The organism is Undibacterium sp. KW1 (genome assembly GCF_009937955.1).
Lineage (GTDB): Bacteria > Pseudomonadota > Gammaproteobacteria > Burkholderiales > Burkholderiaceae_D > Undibacterium.
The window spans coordinates 5,825,991-5,841,714 of record NZ_AP018439.1; the positions used below are offsets into that span (position 1 = coordinate 5,825,991).

9 protein-coding genes are annotated in these 15,724 nt (G+C 49.7%); 3 read left to right on the top strand and 6 right to left on the bottom strand.

Annotated features, from left to right (window positions below):
* Positions 1 to 40 precede the first annotated feature (40 nt).
* The 6 genes from UNDKW_RS26320 to UNDKW_RS26345 all read right to left on the bottom strand — a co-directional run bounded on the left by UNDKW_RS26320 (position 41) and on the right by UNDKW_RS26345 (position 12,151).
* On the bottom strand, positions 41 to 1,687 hold the full coding sequence (locus tag UNDKW_RS26320) for a tetratricopeptide repeat protein (protein ID WP_162061174.1): 1,647 nt from the start codon (positions 1,685 to 1,687) through the stop codon (positions 41 to 43).
* A gap of 16 nt (positions 1,688 to 1,703) precedes the next feature.
* A complete protein-coding gene (locus UNDKW_RS26325; RefSeq protein ID WP_162061175.1) occupies positions 1,704 to 2,297 on the bottom strand; it encodes a methyltransferase domain-containing protein in 594 nt (197 codons plus the stop codon).
* 84 nt (positions 2,298 to 2,381) lie between these two features.
* Positions 2,382 to 3,086: a SapC family protein gene (locus tag UNDKW_RS26330; protein ID WP_162061176.1), complete on the bottom strand. Its 705-nt coding sequence runs from the start codon at positions 3,084 to 3,086 to the stop codon at positions 2,382 to 2,384.
* Positions 3,087 to 3,434: 348 nt separating this feature from the next.
* Entirely contained in the window at positions 3,435 to 4,874 is a 1,440-nt protein-coding gene (locus UNDKW_RS26335; RefSeq protein ID WP_162061177.1) for a tetratricopeptide repeat protein, read from the bottom strand.
* Between the two features lie 276 nt (positions 4,875 to 5,150).
* On the bottom strand, positions 5,151 to 10,274 hold the full coding sequence (locus UNDKW_RS26340) for a DUF4214 domain-containing protein (RefSeq protein ID WP_162059052.1): 5,124 nt from the start codon (positions 10,272 to 10,274) through the stop codon (positions 5,151 to 5,153).
* A gap of 512 nt (positions 10,275 to 10,786) precedes the next feature.
* On the bottom strand, positions 10,787 to 12,151 hold the full coding sequence (locus tag UNDKW_RS26345) for a FecR domain-containing protein (RefSeq protein WP_162061178.1): 1,365 nt from the start codon (positions 12,149 to 12,151) through the stop codon (positions 10,787 to 10,789).
* Between the two features lie 203 nt (positions 12,152 to 12,354).
* Here UNDKW_RS26345 and UNDKW_RS26350 point away from each other — a divergent pair, with 203 nt between their 5' ends.
* Genes UNDKW_RS26350 through UNDKW_RS26360 form a run of 3 tightly spaced genes read left to right on the top strand, consistent with a single transcriptional unit; the run spans position 12,355 to position 15,683 of the window.
* Positions 12,355 to 12,531 carry a hypothetical protein gene (locus UNDKW_RS26350; RefSeq protein ID WP_162061179.1) on the top strand — a complete coding sequence of 59 codons (177 nt, stop codon included), beginning with the start codon at positions 12,355 to 12,357 and terminating at the stop codon, positions 12,529 to 12,531.
* A gap of 33 nt (positions 12,532 to 12,564) precedes the next feature.
* Positions 12,565 to 14,445, top strand: a complete 1,881-nt coding sequence (locus UNDKW_RS26355) for a CHASE2 domain-containing protein (RefSeq protein WP_232063127.1) — start codon at positions 12,565 to 12,567, stop codon at positions 14,443 to 14,445.
* Positions 14,446 to 14,483: 38 nt separating this feature from the next.
* Positions 14,484 to 15,683, top strand: a complete 1,200-nt coding sequence (locus tag UNDKW_RS26360; RefSeq protein WP_162061180.1) for a M48 family metallopeptidase — start codon at positions 14,484 to 14,486, stop codon at positions 15,681 to 15,683.
* Positions 15,684 to 15,724: the final 41 nt, after the last annotated feature.

The window sequence follows — 15,724 nt, forward strand, 5'->3', positions numbered from 1 at the left end:
GCACAGAGTCATGCCGATGCACTCATGCTGCAGGCAAATCTCAGGAAGTGAGCAAATGACGGGAGAATGCTTCAATAATGCCATCCGGACGTAAATGATGCTCGTCTATATGCCATTGCTGATTCGATTTACCACCACCGCCATCGGTCAGGGTAAACACATCAAGAAAATCCAGACCCCGCTCTGCTACCTGCTGCTTCAGACTGGCATTGAACAATGTCAAAAACTGACCAAATTCCTGCAACTGATCTCCCGTATAGCCATTTTCATTGATGAAATAGGCAGGAACACCGCTGATGATGAGCTTTAGCTGGCACAGCCGCGCATGGGCAACAATAAAATCCAGGAAGGCCACTATGACATCCTGCACCCGCTGCGCCAGGCTGATGTTGGGAGTGTTGTGGGCATCAGTAGTGCCGGTGTTTGCAGATTTTTTACTGGCTTTCAGGATGCCGCTATCAATGCGGCAATCAATTTCACCTATGGTAATCAATACGCTGGACGCGACAGGCAGGGCCTGCAGATAATGCCGCATTAGTTGCTGGTAATGATTGGTTTCGACTTTACCGATTTGCCATTGTGTACAGCCTTCTATCCATAGCCCTTTGCATTGCAGATGTTGGCCCTGATAAGTGACCGGCAGATTATGGGCCGACAGGATGTGACTCTCACCTATGACATAGAGCGTGCCTTGCGCTTGCGGGTTTTGTGCCTGCTGCCTGTAAATCTGCCACCATAATTGGATTTTCAACATGAAGGCGCAGTAAATCAAAGAACCCTTGTCTTTAATCAGCGCATTGCCCAGCATGTCTTTTGCCACATGCAACAAAGCATCTACATTGGCCTGGTTACCAAAGACATAGTGCAGGATCGCCAGCTGTAACGCAGCATTTTGCCTGGGAAAACCGACCGTGGTCAGTTCCAGCACTTTGGCATAATGCTGAACCGCCTCATTTAACTGTCCAGTGATTTTATAAGCGTGAGCCAGGCAAGCGTGCAATTCTGGATTGTCGGGCGCGATGCTTAATCCCTGCTGGTAACTTTGCCTCGCCTCAGGCAGTCTTTCCAGTTTCAGCAGCGCGTTACCACGATTATTCCAGGATTGAAAATGACCAGGATGACTACGCAGCACATGTTCATAGTCAGCCAGGGCCTGCGCATACTGGCGCATGTCCATGTAAAGATTGCCACGGTTAAAATGCGCATCAGAAAAATCTGGCTGTTGGCGCAGCACATGCTCGTAACATGCCATGGCCTCTGCTTCGCGTCCCAAGGCACTTAATGCATTCGCCTTATTGTTGAGAACTTCGGCAAAATCAGGCATGGCTGATAAGAAGCGGTCATAACTGACAATAGCATCGGCGTGACGCTCAAGGTCCATTAAAACATTGCCGAGCGAAGCATGTATGATGGTATTGGCTGGCTTGATGGAAGCCGCCAAGGTCAATAAATCAAGCGCCTCTTGCAGTTGACCCGTACTTCGCCTGATCATGCCAAGGAATTGCAAGGCTTCAAAATGCCGGGCATCAATGGCTAGTATCTGCTGATAGATGGCAGCAGCATCAGCCAGGTTCCCGGCCTGATGTACCAGCAATGCCTTTTGCAACAACTGCGCCGCCTGGCTTGCCCCTGCATGGGAAGCAGGGCTAGCGTTTTTGGCCGCAGCAGGTATTTTCTTCTTATGCATATTCAGCGCTTGAAGTTTATTTCAATTGCGTACGCAACAAATTCTCCATCTCAGGAATAGGCCTGGCACTCTTGCTGCCTACCGCCCACAAATCAAAAGCTGACGGGCGCGATGCCGCTACTACAGTCTGAAAGCCTGCACCAGCGAGGGTATTCATCAATACTTTTTGGGTAAAACCACAACGGTGGGCCATAAACAAATTGCCTCTTTCCATGGCCGCGCGGTGTCCGTACAGAATATCGATAGGTGCAATCGGCCCGGCGGGGGATATGTAGGCAGGTTCGAGTAATTTGTCCTCAGCCACCAGTTTGCAGACCGATACCATATCAGGACAAGTCACCACAAAGATGCCGTCATCCTTGAGCACGCGCAAGATTTCCTTGAGCGCAAACGGCACTTCATGCGGATACAGGTGTTCAATATTATGGGAGGAATAGACTGCATCGATGGAGCCTGTTTCGACAGCACTCATATCTGTCAGAGTACCTTGTATGTCGGGATTGACCTTGGGATCGATATCAAAACGTACTTCCTGCCATTCATCTGACTGAAAGAAAGGTGTAGTACCAGATTTGTTTTGCGGGCCGCAGCCTACGTGTAGTAATTTCAAAGTATCACCTGTAGTTTAAACCAAAAGAAAATGGGGCATATAGCCCCATTTTCCATGCACATTCTATATCAAGTCAAATACAGATTACTGAACCTGATTTGGACGTGAAGAAGCCAGTGCCACTTTAGGCAGGTGACGGAAAGACGCCCAGTGCAATTCCAGCAGGGACATCAAACCACTACGTACCCAACGTGCCAGTGTTGCATCATCAAGTGCCAGTACTTTTTCACGATCGACAATACGGAAGCCACCGATCAGGTGAACTTCATCGCCTTCACGGAAGTTGAGGTCTTTGGCAACCAATACGCCTGTGGTTTCCAATTCATTCAGAATGAGGCGGCCTTCACGCAGGTTTTTCTCATAGCTGTTCAGCAGTTCCAATACCTTGCCAAAGCTGGGATTGAATTCAGATTTTTCTGTAAATACCAGTTCGCCTTCTTTGGTATTGAACTGTGGCGCATCCATATCAGCAGCCAGCACGTAGTCATCAGTGTCACCGATACGACCCAGGATGAATGGGTAGCGACGTACATGAACTGGTACATAGGCTTCAGTCCATTGATTTTTTTCATTCAGGAATACGTTGCGTTCTCTCAAACCCAGCACGGCAATCGGGTTGAGCAAACCGGATTGCGAGAACAAGACTGGATAGAACTGAGCGGCCTCAGGGATTTCTGTCGGTGCCAGTGGGGCAGTGGTCAGGCTACGAGCAAAAGCAAAGTCAGCAGCTGGTTGAAAGCGCAAAGAGGCATGCAGGTTCTTGTCCAGGGTTTGAGCATTTTGAAACATAGTAAAACTCCAATAACTAGAAAAAGCCCATTTCCATTGACGGCATGGGTTAAGCGCCAGGCTTAGATGACATTAAATCGCAAATCAGTATTTATTTTGATCAAAACACGCAAAAAGCGACTACTTATATTGAAATGAAGACGTTTTGGTCAAAATCAAGTGCAGTATTGTATCAGCAGCTTAAAGCGATGGCGCTTTTTTCAGCATACAGGCAGTTTCGGGGTGCTACGTGCTGCAAAATCAAGGCAGACCCTGGGTTGCAGGTGCAACGTTATTCACAAAAACGGTCAATGCCTGATTTTTTCATGCCAGAGCGATAATGGCATCATCACAGTCCAGTCGCCAATGCTAGCGCTTACGCCATATCAGCAGATAACCCGGAATGGCCTGCAAATTTTCCATTCTGATGGTCTGTGGCAAACATCGCAAAGATGCTAATCCATGTTCAGAGGCCAATTTGTCCAGATAATTGAGTTGATGCGCATAACGGCCACTATTGCGTAGCGTATAGCCGCCTATGCTACCGGGAGTGGTAGCAAGACCTGCATCAGCAGCTTCGACAGAAAAGGCAAACACGCCATCGGTGACCAACAAACGGCTGACTTCGGCAATGATGTTATCAAGCTGCCCCAGATAGACAAAGACATCTGCCGCCGTCACGACTTCATAGCTTGCATTTGCTTCTTGTTGCGTCATGCTCAGCAAATCTGCTTTGATCAACCTGTGATACAGCTGCCTGGCCTGGGCTTTTGCCAGCATTTTTTCAGACAGATCAACCCCAACGAGACTCACAGCCAGCGGTGCAAGTTCTTTCGCGACCAAACCGGTGCCGCAACCCAGATCCAGTATGCGCCATGCCTTCGTGTCAGCCACGCGTAATTGCCTGAGCTCCTGCCCAATAATGACAGGAATCTGGTATTCCAGCACTTCTTGCAAATGCTGGTCAAAACGCTCGGCATAATCATCAAATACTTTACTGACATAGCTGACTGGTGCCTGGGCACTGGCCTGGCCACTGAGAACATGGATGAAATGCTGGGCATTGCCGTGTTCCGGATCAAGGGCGACGGCACGCTGATAGCTGCTGATTGCCTGTGCAGTCTGACCGGCATCCTTGTAAATATTTCCCAGACTATTATGAATCTCTGCATGGTTGGGCTGCAGCACAGCAGCACGCTCTGCACATAGTATGGCCTGATCTATGTCCTTACGCTTTTGATAAATCAAGGCCAGGTTATTCCAGGGCTCGGCCAGTGATGGATTCAGGCTGCTTGCCCGTTTGTAGGCGGATATCGCCTCTTCCTGCTGTCCCATGTCCTTGTATACATTGCCAATATTGCTGTGTGCCTCGGCATAATCGGGCTTGAGCTTGCAGGCTTGCTGGAAACATGAGAATGCCTGCTCCGGCTGACCGGATTCCCGCAATGCCGATCCAAGATTATTCAGGGCGTAAAAATTCCGGGGATTGGCTTGCAAAGAGCGTTGGATAAATTCTATTGCATTTGCATACTCTCCAAGCTGGTGAGCAGTCACTCCAAATAAATGCAGGGTATCTGCGTGGCCCGGCTGTAGTGCCAGGATTTGCTGATAGATTTGCCTTGCCGCCTCAATTTGCCCATTGTGGTGCAAGCCCATGCCCTGCTCCAGCCAGGCAGCAATCTGGATTTGCAAGTCTTGCTTTTGCTTGCCTGCCTGCGCCTGAGCGGCGTCGTCTGCAGCCATACAACATTGCTTGTATTTCTTCCCACTGCCACAGGAACAGGGATCGTTACGGCTCAATTTTTTCATAGACGTTCGCAGGGCTGGCAAAACCAGGAACTCAGGATAGATGAAGCTGCATGCTAGCAAAGACTGGGCTTGAACTGCAGAATTTAATCGTCAACATTAAACAAAAATCTCAAACAAAAACCTTCAATAAAAATACTGCTGTCAGGAAGGATCAGCAATCATAAAAAAACCCACCGCTGTACAGAGGTGGGTTTTTTATTTTTACACAGCAGGGAGAATCTTCCCTCCCTGCTGCATGGGTAGCAAGCTACCCATTTTCCTGCATAGCTTACTGAATTAAGCGATGAAGTCGCCAGCGACGATGGAACCTGCGCCAGTGATTTTAACGATAAAGTCAGTTGCATCAACTGCACCAGTAGTGCCACCGATGTTTTGGAAGGCGTATGTACCAGCTGCTGTACCTGCGGCTACAGTGATGATGTAAGCCTGAGTGTTCGCTGCCAGAGCCGCGCCAGCACCAGTTGCTGCTGTAGCGATTGCTGCTGCCAGAGTTGCTACGTCAGCGTTAGCGATGTTCAGTGCGTTCAATGTTGTTGCATTAACGCCTGTTTTGAACACGTCAGCGCCAGCAACTTTGAAGTTTGCCACTGTATCGATAGAACCGATGTTGGAACGTGTTCCAGCAGTAGTTGCATCGATAGTTTCAGCACCAGTTGCAGTTGCAGACAGGTTAATTGTATCAACGCCTGTGTTACCGACTACTGATACTGCTGTAGCAGCTGTGCCAGCCAAGTTCAGAGTTTGGCCGCCTGTACCCAGAGCGACTACGTCGGCTACTGCGCCTTTGTTGAAGTTCAGTGTTACACCAGCACCGTTTTCGTTAGTGAAAGTGTAGCCAGTTGCAGCAGAGCCAGTCACGTTCAGAGTTTCAACGCCTGTGACCAGAGCATTGATATTCAAGTTAGCACCGATAGCACCGATGTTCAGTGTATCTGCACCCAAGCCGCCGTCCAGTGTTGTTGCGCTGGCGATTTGTGTTGCTGTGTAGTTGAATGTATCGTTGCCTGTGCCACCAACAACGCTCACTGTGTTAGTACCAGCAGTGAATGTGTTAGTACCGTTAGCCAGTGTGAAGCGTTCCAGCGCTGCGTTAGCAACGATAGTACCAGCTGTAGTCAGAGCGATAGTTTCTGTGTTACCAGCAGAGAATGCACCTGTGAAGCCATTGTACTGAGCTGCTGTCATGGTGTACACGCCAGTTGCTGCCAATGTCAGGTTTTCAAAGCCAGTGATGTTGGAACCAGCAACGTTAGCGCCAGCTGCCAATACCAATGTATCTGTACCTGCACCTGCACTGAAAGTACCAGTGTAAGTGAATGCACCCAATGTCAGTTGGTTAGTACCTGTACCCAGGTTTACATTACCAGCTGCGAAGGATGTACCAGCACCTGTCAGGTCAACAGTATCATTGCCTGTGCCACCGTTCACTGTAGTGATACCAGTGGTAGTTGCACCGAAGTTGAAGCTGTTAGCTGCGTTAGCCAGGTTCAGAGTCTTGATGTTGGTGATAGTACCGCCTGTTGTAGTGTTGCCGATATTAACAGTCAGTGCATCACTCAAAGTGATGACATCTGTATCAGCAGCATTACCGTTGACAGTTGTGCCACTCAAAGTTGCAGACAAACCTGTGAAGTTGTCGTTCACATTCAATGTGCTATTGAATGTTTGACCAGCTACCAGCGCTGTTGGGTTCAATGCTGTACCGCCACCGTTGACTGGGTTAGTACCAACAACACCTGTTGTTACTGTTGCACCGCCAGACAATGTCACTGCATTGGATGTAGTGATGTTGTTGACGCTGCCACCAGTTGCATTGGAGGAAGATGTTGTGTCGATGACCAATGTGCCGCTAGTGACAGAGATCAGGGACAGATCGATGTTGTTCACGCCAGCGATGTCATCAACGATAGTCAGTTGATGTGGAACATTGCCTGTGAATGTGATGACTGGTGTGCTCAGGGACAGAGCAGCACGGGCAGCAACCAGAGCAGCGTATTGGGAAGCAGTGATCACAACAGCAGAGTTTGCTGTGATGTTTTCAATACCGGACAGAGTTGCACCAGCCAGGTTGATCGCACCGTAAGTGACCAGTGTATCGTTACCTGTACCCAGGTTGATCGTGTCTGTCACAACACGTGCCACGGCATTTGCTGTGGATTGTGCGTTCAGGTTCACACCGTTTTCTGTCGTGTTGTAAGTACCGGCAACATAGTTACCCAGCAAGACAACGCGGTCAGCACCAGCACCCAGGCTCAGGAAGTTGGCGCCACGGGCCAGAGTCACGTCCAGAGCAGATTGTGCTGTCAATGCGCCTGCATCGATCGATACACCAACAGTGGCGTTAGCAACGTTGACGTTGTCCAGTGCGCGGATAGTCAGACGTTCTACGTGTGTTGTTGTGTTAGCAGCCTGGTAGCCGTCAACCAGTGCATCAACGATCGTGTCGTTCAACTGGATTTGGGACACTTGGGTGACTGCTGTGTCGTTGGTCAGTTCGATGTTACCGATGTTGCTGATACCGTTGAAGTCACCGATCGCTGCGTTTGTTGCATTGCGCAGTTCGATGACGTCATCATTCTTCTGGCTGTTGTTGGTGGTGTTGTTGTCCACTGCACCGCCGTTGATGGCGTGTGTACCATTGAAGTTGGCATCTGTGAAGATGATACGGTCTGCTGTGCGGCTTGCACCTTCTTCGCCGTTGTAGCTGAAGCGGCTTGTGGCGCTCAGGCTACGGGCGTCGATGACGACTGCGCTTTCAACGGCTGTACCAGCTGTGTCTGCGGCGTTAGCTGCATCATTGGCTGTGTCGTTGTCGTTGACGATAGCCAGAACACCACCGTTGTTGTTGGCAGCGATCAGGGCATCTGTCAATGTCAGACGGTAGTTACCTGCACCGTCAACACCGGCGTTGTTGGAGGTACCAACCAGACGGATTGTTTCGAAACCGGAAACGTTAGTCCATTCAGACGCGCCCAGAGCGATGGTGTCGCCCAGTGCTGCACCTGTCAGGTCGCCGTCGATGACGAGTGTGTCTGTACCAGCACCACCTACGACTGTGTCGGAGATTGTCAGGCCAGCACGTGTGTCTTGCAGGTTATCGAAAGTGACTGTGTCGTTACCAGCACCCATCTTGATGTTTTGCGCGCCGTTAGCTGCACCGCTGGTGGAAACACGAACGATAACGCTGGCTGTTTCTGCGGATGCATCGATGTTAGCGGCGATCAGTTTGATCTGGCCAGCTGTTTTGGACAACTCTTGTACGCCAGCGATGTTGGCTGCGGCGCCGCCTGTTGTGTCGATACGGTACAAACCACCGTTACCAGCGACTGTGGTGTCGAGGTTGAGGAATGTTGTTGTGGAACCAGCACCTGCTGTTGTACCAATCGTGATGGTGCCTGTGTGGGCAGCAACGTTGGCGAGAGCAACTGTGTTGGATTCTGTATCAGCATCGACCAGAGTGATGTTTTCAACAGCGTTGGTGTTCAATACGAAGTTGAAACGTGGGTCAACGTTCAAGCCTTCAGCGATCGTGACAGCAACGGTATCGGATGCACCAGTCGCAGTCGCCAGGTTGGCGTTGATGGTGGATTGGCCGATGGCGTTGGAGCCTGTGTCGCTATGACGGATGGTGATGGCTGCAGCTTGACCAACACTCAGGTTGTTGAGTGTGAACACGTCTGTACCAGCGACTGGTGCGGAGTTCGCAGGAGCTGCGACGTTGGTGTTGGAGACGTTGCGAACCAGTACGCCTGTGACGTCTGGCAGTTTGGCGAAGTCAACTGTGGAAGCGGCGTTGTTCAACAACACTTGCACTGCTTCTACTTTGGTGATGATGGAGGAACCAGCTGCACCGGCTGTGACGTTACCGCCGTTGACGATGACCAGGGTATCTGTACCGTCGCCGCCTGTGATGCTGTCGCCTGTTTCTACTGTGTCTGCCAGGTAGAATGTGTCGTTACCAGAACCGCCAGTGATGGTGACGTTTTGAACGGAACCGGATGTGTCAGCTTTACCAGTGGTGAAGATGCCATTGCCGAGGTTCAGGGTCAGGTTGCCTTTGAATGCGGATGCATCAATGGCGGACAGACGGCCTGCTGCTTGGAGGATACCACCGGAGAAGTTGGTGGATTCAATGGTTGTTACACCATTAACAACATTGGATGTTTGGGCCAGTGTGAGGTCTTTGTCGCCAGTGATGATGACTTTGCCTGCTGTACCTGTGTCCATTGGCAGGTTCAACGTGCCGATGTTGTTGGTGTTGCCTGTGCTGTTGATGGTCAGTGTTTCGTAACCTTGGTTGCCTACGCCTGCGGCGGATGTGCCGGAGGTGTTTTGACCAATGTTGACGGTACCAACTTGGACGTCGGACAGGTTCAGTGTACCTGCATTGGCGCCGAGCAGTGTGCCGTTGCCGAAGGAGAATTCAACGACGCCAGCGTTGTTGGCGTTGGTGCTTGTCAGGGACAGTGTGTCGAGAACGGATTTGATGTTTTCGATACGGGCAACGTTTGTACCTGCTGTGGAGGCGATACGGTTGATACCAACATTCTTCAAGCCAGTGGCATCTTGCAAGTCAACGGCAACAACGGCGTTGTTGTTGACGTTTTGTGCATCAGCAGAGCCAGTGAACGTGAAGTTCGCTGTCTGGATGTTTTTGAGCGTTGGGGTGATGATTGGCGCGCCGTTGTCATTGGAGTTACCCAGTGTGGCTGTCAATTTGTTGTTGGCTGTGGCGGATGTGTTGGAGCCTGTCAGGACGTCTTCGTCTTGCAGGGCGTTGACACGGGAACCACCGTTTGGTGTGTAGACGAGGCCAGCTGTGAAGTTTTCTGCTGTAGCGATGTCTGTGTTGCTGGTCAGTGCGAAGTCTTTAACACCACCACCGTTGACGATGGATGTCAGGACTGCATCTTGAACTGCGATCTGGGATGCTTGTGTGGCGGAATCCAACACTTTGCTCAACCAGTCCTTGGCCAGGGCTGTGTTGGCTGGCAGGGAGTAGGCAACGATTTCTTCGTTGGTGTCGATGGCTGTTGTGAAGGATGTCGCAGCGGCAACTTTGGAGTCAACGGCAACTTTGTCTGCACCAGTAGCACCACCGAGGATGGCCAGAGCGGCTTGACCCAGTGTGACTTTGCCGTTCAACAGTTGACCTGTCCAGTAGTTGAGACCGGCTACGTCAGCTTTGTGGCCGAACAGGTTGTTGTAGATGGTGTTGACGGTGTCTTCTGTTGTTTTACCAGCGAATACGGTGGCGTATTCTGCTTGTTTGGAGAAGCTGTCGGCGATTTGGTTCAGTGTCAAACCTTGGGCCATCCAGTAGGCCAGACCATTTGGGTCTGCTGGGCGGTTGAAATAAGCGATGTAAAGCTTTTGGATATCAGCAGCTGTATTAGCCATTTAGAACTCCTAATTTATGATTTAAAAGGTGCGAAGCTTGCTTTTTAGGCACTTACTCGCGTTACGGCAAGCAGATAATCGCAGAAGCACCCAACTGAAGATGTGACTGAAATCACATTTTCAAAAAAAAGCAAAACTTAACAACATTTGGCTTGTATTCCGAAATTTTTCATTTGCTCTGCAGAAACAGCTTTCAAATGAAAAGCCTAGATATGACTTTGCCAACCTACAATTATAAGGCCTGACTTGAAGTAAACCAAAATGAATATTTCGTTACATCAAATTACAAAACCATTTACATACTTCAGTATTAAATTAAGTACCAGAAAAGCTTGGCAATACACTGACCTGAACGACACTTTTAAGTTCAAGGCATATATATATACAGTCAATATTATTTATGCACTTAATCGTGTCATACAAATAAAAAGGGCTTCCGCAGAAGCCCTTTTTATTTAAGACTGTTTAAGACTGGTTTGGGCTAATTATTTAGCAAAACCTGGCACGAGCACTTATTGCTTGCCCCAATTTGTCACCCCGTACACCATACGGGTACCATCTTCATTTAATTTGGACTGGAATATATAAGCAGCTGTACCACCCTTTTCATTGGTCACAACACCTTGTACCGACATGTTGGCAGCAGGCACATATTGGTTAGCACCATACAAGATACCGGTGCTGGTCACAGAGCCCTCACCTTTCAAGGCGAATCTTTCGCTACCAGAAACAACATCAAATCCTGTAGTGAAGGTCGCCTTGGCAAAATCCAGTTGCAATTTGGCGTTTTCCAGCTTCGCTGCTGACTCCAGGCTCTTGATGTTATCAACAACAACTGCCTGGCTATCTTTCAGGGCAAAGCCCATAGAACCTGTCGTTGGTACTTGCCATTCGGTGTTTTTAGCCTGGAAAATAGCAAAATACGAATTAGTACCACGTGGCGATGCCCCATTCTGATCTTGCTTGGTAATATCAAAATCAGCCTTTTGGCCAAACAGCTCAAACCAGCGGCCCCAGATAATGGTATTCGTCAGGGCAGCGCCATTATTATTACCTGCACCGGTATTGTTTGGTGTCTTGTTGGCATTGGAAGCCAGTGTCTGTTTGACACCGCCAACCTTGCTGGGATCGAGATTAGGATCCGTTGCAGCAGGAGCGATCAAAGCAGCGCTGCTACCAGTTGCAGCCTTGCTAGCCGGCTCATCCGCCCTTGGAGGGGCGATGGCGTCTGGCGTCAATCCTGGCGCAGATTGCAATAATTGCGGCTTGTTCTGACCTTTATTAATCTGCAACAACACACCTTGCTGGCGGGCAAACAATTCGGCTGCAGCCGCGCCTTCACATGGACCTGCACCCTGTGGAGAGCACGCGCCGCCGAAGCCGCTGACGACAATACCGCCATCGACTACGACTACCCGTGTTGTATCCTTGTCAGTGAAAACCGTGAAATCCGTACCACGCACACCAATAGCGGCAACCGGCGTATTAAAGCGGAAATTTTGCCTTGCCTGCTTCACCGCATTACCCGACACACTACGCGCCACGCCAGAAATTAATTCCAGCTTGACGCGGGTATTCGCAGGATTTTGCTGATCAATATGGTAATTGACAATACGTGCCTCGCTATTCGGACGCACGATCAGCAAGCCATCATCTGCGGCTTTCAAATAAATATAGCCATCTGCACCGGTTTTGATAATGGCACCCTCGGCAACCGCGCTATCAACACTAGCGGATTTACCATTGATCTCAACCTTACCCCACACCTGAGACACTTTGACAGCATCCTCTGCAAATGCCATCGCAGGAATCGCCAGCACGAAAGCCAGCGTCCACCTGACCGCCTGGCTCAGCACATTCTGTGTTTTATTCTTCATATTTCATCCTCGCTTGCCCTGAAACCGGCAAAGTCTTTCATACCGTCGCACATTGCGCCGGTTCGCACAGATCTACACCTGCACATATTTTTAGCATTATCCTCTGATACGCAAAAAATATTGTGACGACGGTCACAATTTACAAATTCAAGCTACTATAACAGTTTTTTGCTAAGCCATTGAAATCAGAAGGATTATCATGGATGCGCAAAGAAATACAGGACAAGCAAGTATTTTCACAAAAATCGGCTTCCGGTTTATTGCTGCTCCGCAAAAAGATGTACAAGCTTCAACATATTTTATTTAATCCGGCTTATGATGCTGCCAAAATCATTTTGACTGCTATGAACTTCCAGATCACCTCATTGCCCAGTGAATAATTCAACGGACCTTATTACGCAATCATGAGGCCTGTGTCTGAGTTTTTTTTGCGTATTTCTGCCAAAACCTATTTGTGGCTGCTGATCGCTGTCATGGCAGTGGGCTTGTGTGCGCTGAATGAATATTTGCCGGAAAATGGCAGGCCGCTACCAGGCGATGAATGGCTGCGGGATCAGTTTGTGCAATTGCGCGCAAAAGACCAGGCAGAAGAACGACTGGCATTGATCGATATTGACGATCACAGTATTTCCGTTTTGGGAGCAGCCCCATGGCCGCGGGAGCGCATTGCCGATCTGATAGAAAAACTCATCACCGAGTTTGATGTACGCGGCGTAGCGCTAGATATTTACTTTGAAGAACATAAAGACACGGTAGGAGACCAAAGACTGGCGGCATTGGCGGAGCATGGCCCGGTGGTGCTGGCACAAGCCTTCGACTTTGACAAAAACAAGCAGACACCGGCACGCAATGGCCAACTGACAGGTGGCAAACCAGTTGCGGCTTTTAACCAGGCCGAACTTGCCAGTATGGCGCAGGCTACCGGCTATATTGCCAATCACTCTGGTCTTAGCAATGCGCGTTATGTCAGTAATATTGGATTTGTACCTGATCTTGACGGAACTTTAAGACGGATTCCGGTTCAGACTCGCTTCGACGGAAAAGTTTATTCAGAATTGTCACGTGCTTTACTGGAATGTTGCTCCAAACTGAGCGCGAATCAATTGTTTGCGCACAAAAGCCGCTTTTCAGATGTGGATGAAAATGGATTTTCGCGCGTTGAGTACAGCCGGACATTGTCTTCGTATGAAGTCGTACCCGCCTTGAGCGTATTGCAAGATACGGCTCCGCTTGAAGCTTTGCGTGGCAAATACATCATCATCGGCTCGTCCTCTCTGGCACTGGCTGACCGGGTACCGACTCCCCTATGGTATTCAACCAGTGGTTTTCTGGTACATGCCCAGGCCCTGAGCACCATGCTTGATGAGCACGAAGGCAGGGCGTATGTGAGGTGGCCAGGACGTTTGATCGCTTTATTGTTTACAGTACTGACAGCAGGGGTGGCGATGTTCATGTTTCCGCGCTTTTCTGCCTGGTCAAATACCCTGATGCTGGGCCTGGCTTCGGTGGCTTGGGTAGCACTGGCTTATCTGGTGGTTGATCACGACATGTGGTTTTCCCCGGTTGGTCCTCTGGCAGCAAACTTTTTTTTATTGGCGGTTGCGGTGCCTTTTGGCTGGCAGACTGCACAACGCAAGTCGAGAAGATTATTAGGAACCCTGCAACAATATGTCGCCAAAGCAGTGGTGCAAGAATTATTACGCAGTGATTTGAAAGACCCGCTGGCACCAAGGCAGCTACATGTGACGACCCTGATTGCGGACATGGAGGGGTATACCAGCCAGGTAGAAAACCTGCCTATGGAAGGGGCGGCCAATCTGACACGGGAATTTCTGGAATGCCTGACCGGCCCTGTACTGGCCAAGGGCGGCACTCTGGATAAATATACTGGTGACGGCCTGGTAGCATTTTGGGGAGCACCGCTGCCGGTAGAAAACCATGCCGACCTGGCCCTGGATGCCGCGATAGAAATTGTCAGAAATGTCAGGAAATTGAGTGCCCAATACGAACAACAAGGGAGAAAAAAGATTAGAGTCAGAATCGGAATAGAAAGTGGCATTGCAATTGCAGGAGATTTTGGCAGTTCTTTCCGCAGCATCTACACTGCCGTTGGCGACAGTGTCAATACGGCCTCACGTCTGGAGGATGCGGCACGTCACTACCCGCACGACATCATCATTGGGAAGGGTACGGTTGAAGGTTCAACCAGACATCAATTCCAGGCGCTGGGTGAGCGCCTGCTGAAAGGCAAGGAAAAGCCAACTACCATCTACACGGTAGAGGTTACTGCATGAGGATGATGCACAGAATAGCGCGTCAATTACCATTGCTGATGCTATTGCTCATCTTTGGCAATACAGTCGCAAAAGCCGACAACGAAGCTGAAAGCGAAAACCTGTATCTGGAAGCATTAAAAGCCATCAGCGAAAAACGCAATGATGATGCCAAAGCCATGCTCAGCACCCTGATAGAGAAAAAACCCCTGCATGCCGGTGCCTGGCTGGATCTGGCCATGCTGCAATGCAAATTGGGCAACAAAGAAGAAGCCGACAAAGTATTACTTAAAATGAAGCAATACCTGCCTTTATCAGAAGAACAATTGTATAAACTGGAATTATGGCAACCCAAGAGCTGCATTCCCGCCACGCCAGAGAGGCGCATCGCCATTGCTGTAGAGGCCGGATATGACAGCAATGTGAATCAGGGGGCTAGCAATCCTTTTTTCACTTTCGGTAGCGGCACTGAGCAAATTACCTTGCAGCTTTTACCAGAATATCAGCCCAAAGCGGACCGGTTTGCCGGATTGTCTGGCAATATCTCCCAGGAAATCAACAATAACGGCACCATAGGTTTTGCCCAGGCACGTCTGCGCAGTTATGACAGCCTGAGCGCCTACAATACTCTGGCACTTGCCCTTGGCGTGGAAAAACCATGGAAATGGCGGGATTACGGCATCCGGGGTACTGCCCTGGTCAGCGCACTGAGCCTCGGTGGTACGCTGTATCAAAAACAGGAAATTGTACAATTACGCCTGTCACCAGCAGTCAGCCAGGGCAGCTCCTGGCGTTTCAGTACCATGGCCGGATTCACCAATGTACAGTACCCTACCCTGGGAAATTTCGATGCACACACCTGGGAATTACGCGGTCTGCTATCCTATGAAACCCAGAAATACCAGCTGCAAGCTGGTTTGGCAGCCATGGCCGACCGGGCTCATGCAGACAGACAGGGTGGTCACAGGACTGGCTACTATGGAAATTTGAATCTGAGACGACAATTGACCCAGCAAAGCGAGCTGGAATTAGGCTGGAGCAAACAAATATGGCAAAGTGCTGAAATTTACTCGCCCAACCTGATAGATGTAGCAAGGCGACAAGATCTACAGCTTGTAAAAGCGGGATTGAATTGGTATTTCACGGACAAGCAGTCGCTGCAACTGGAATTCCGTGCGATAAATAACAAGGAAAATATCTCCATCCTTCAATACAATAGCAAGTCGGTACAATTGAGCTGGCAATGGCAGAATTTCTGAATCTGGATTTTTATGCCGATGTCACCATTTACTATATCGAT

Excerpts from the sequence above, each read along its gene's own strand:
- UNDKW_RS26340 (WP_162059052.1), bottom strand. The coding sequence starts at position 10,274 with ATGGCTAATACAGCTGCTGATATCCAAAAGCTTTACATCGCTTATTTC.
- UNDKW_RS26320 (WP_162061174.1), bottom strand. The coding sequence starts at position 1,687 with ATGCATAAGAAGAAAATACCTGCTGCGGCCAAAAACGCTAGCCCTGCT.
- UNDKW_RS26330 (WP_162061176.1), bottom strand. The coding sequence starts at position 3,086 with ATGTTTCAAAATGCTCAAACCCTGGACAAGAACCTGCATGCCTCTTTG.
- UNDKW_RS26350 (WP_162061179.1), top strand. The coding sequence starts at position 12,355 with ATGCGCAAAGAAATACAGGACAAGCAAGTATTTTCACAAAAATCGGCT.
- UNDKW_RS26335 (WP_162061177.1), bottom strand. The coding sequence starts at position 4,874 with ATGAAAAAATTGAGCCGTAACGATCCCTGTTCCTGTGGCAGTGGGAAG.
- UNDKW_RS26345 (WP_162061178.1), bottom strand. The coding sequence starts at position 12,151 with ATGAAGAATAAAACACAGAATGTGCTGAGCCAGGCGGTCAGGTGGACG.
- UNDKW_RS26360 (WP_162061180.1), top strand. The coding sequence starts at position 14,484 with ATGCTATTGCTCATCTTTGGCAATACAGTCGCAAAAGCCGACAACGAA.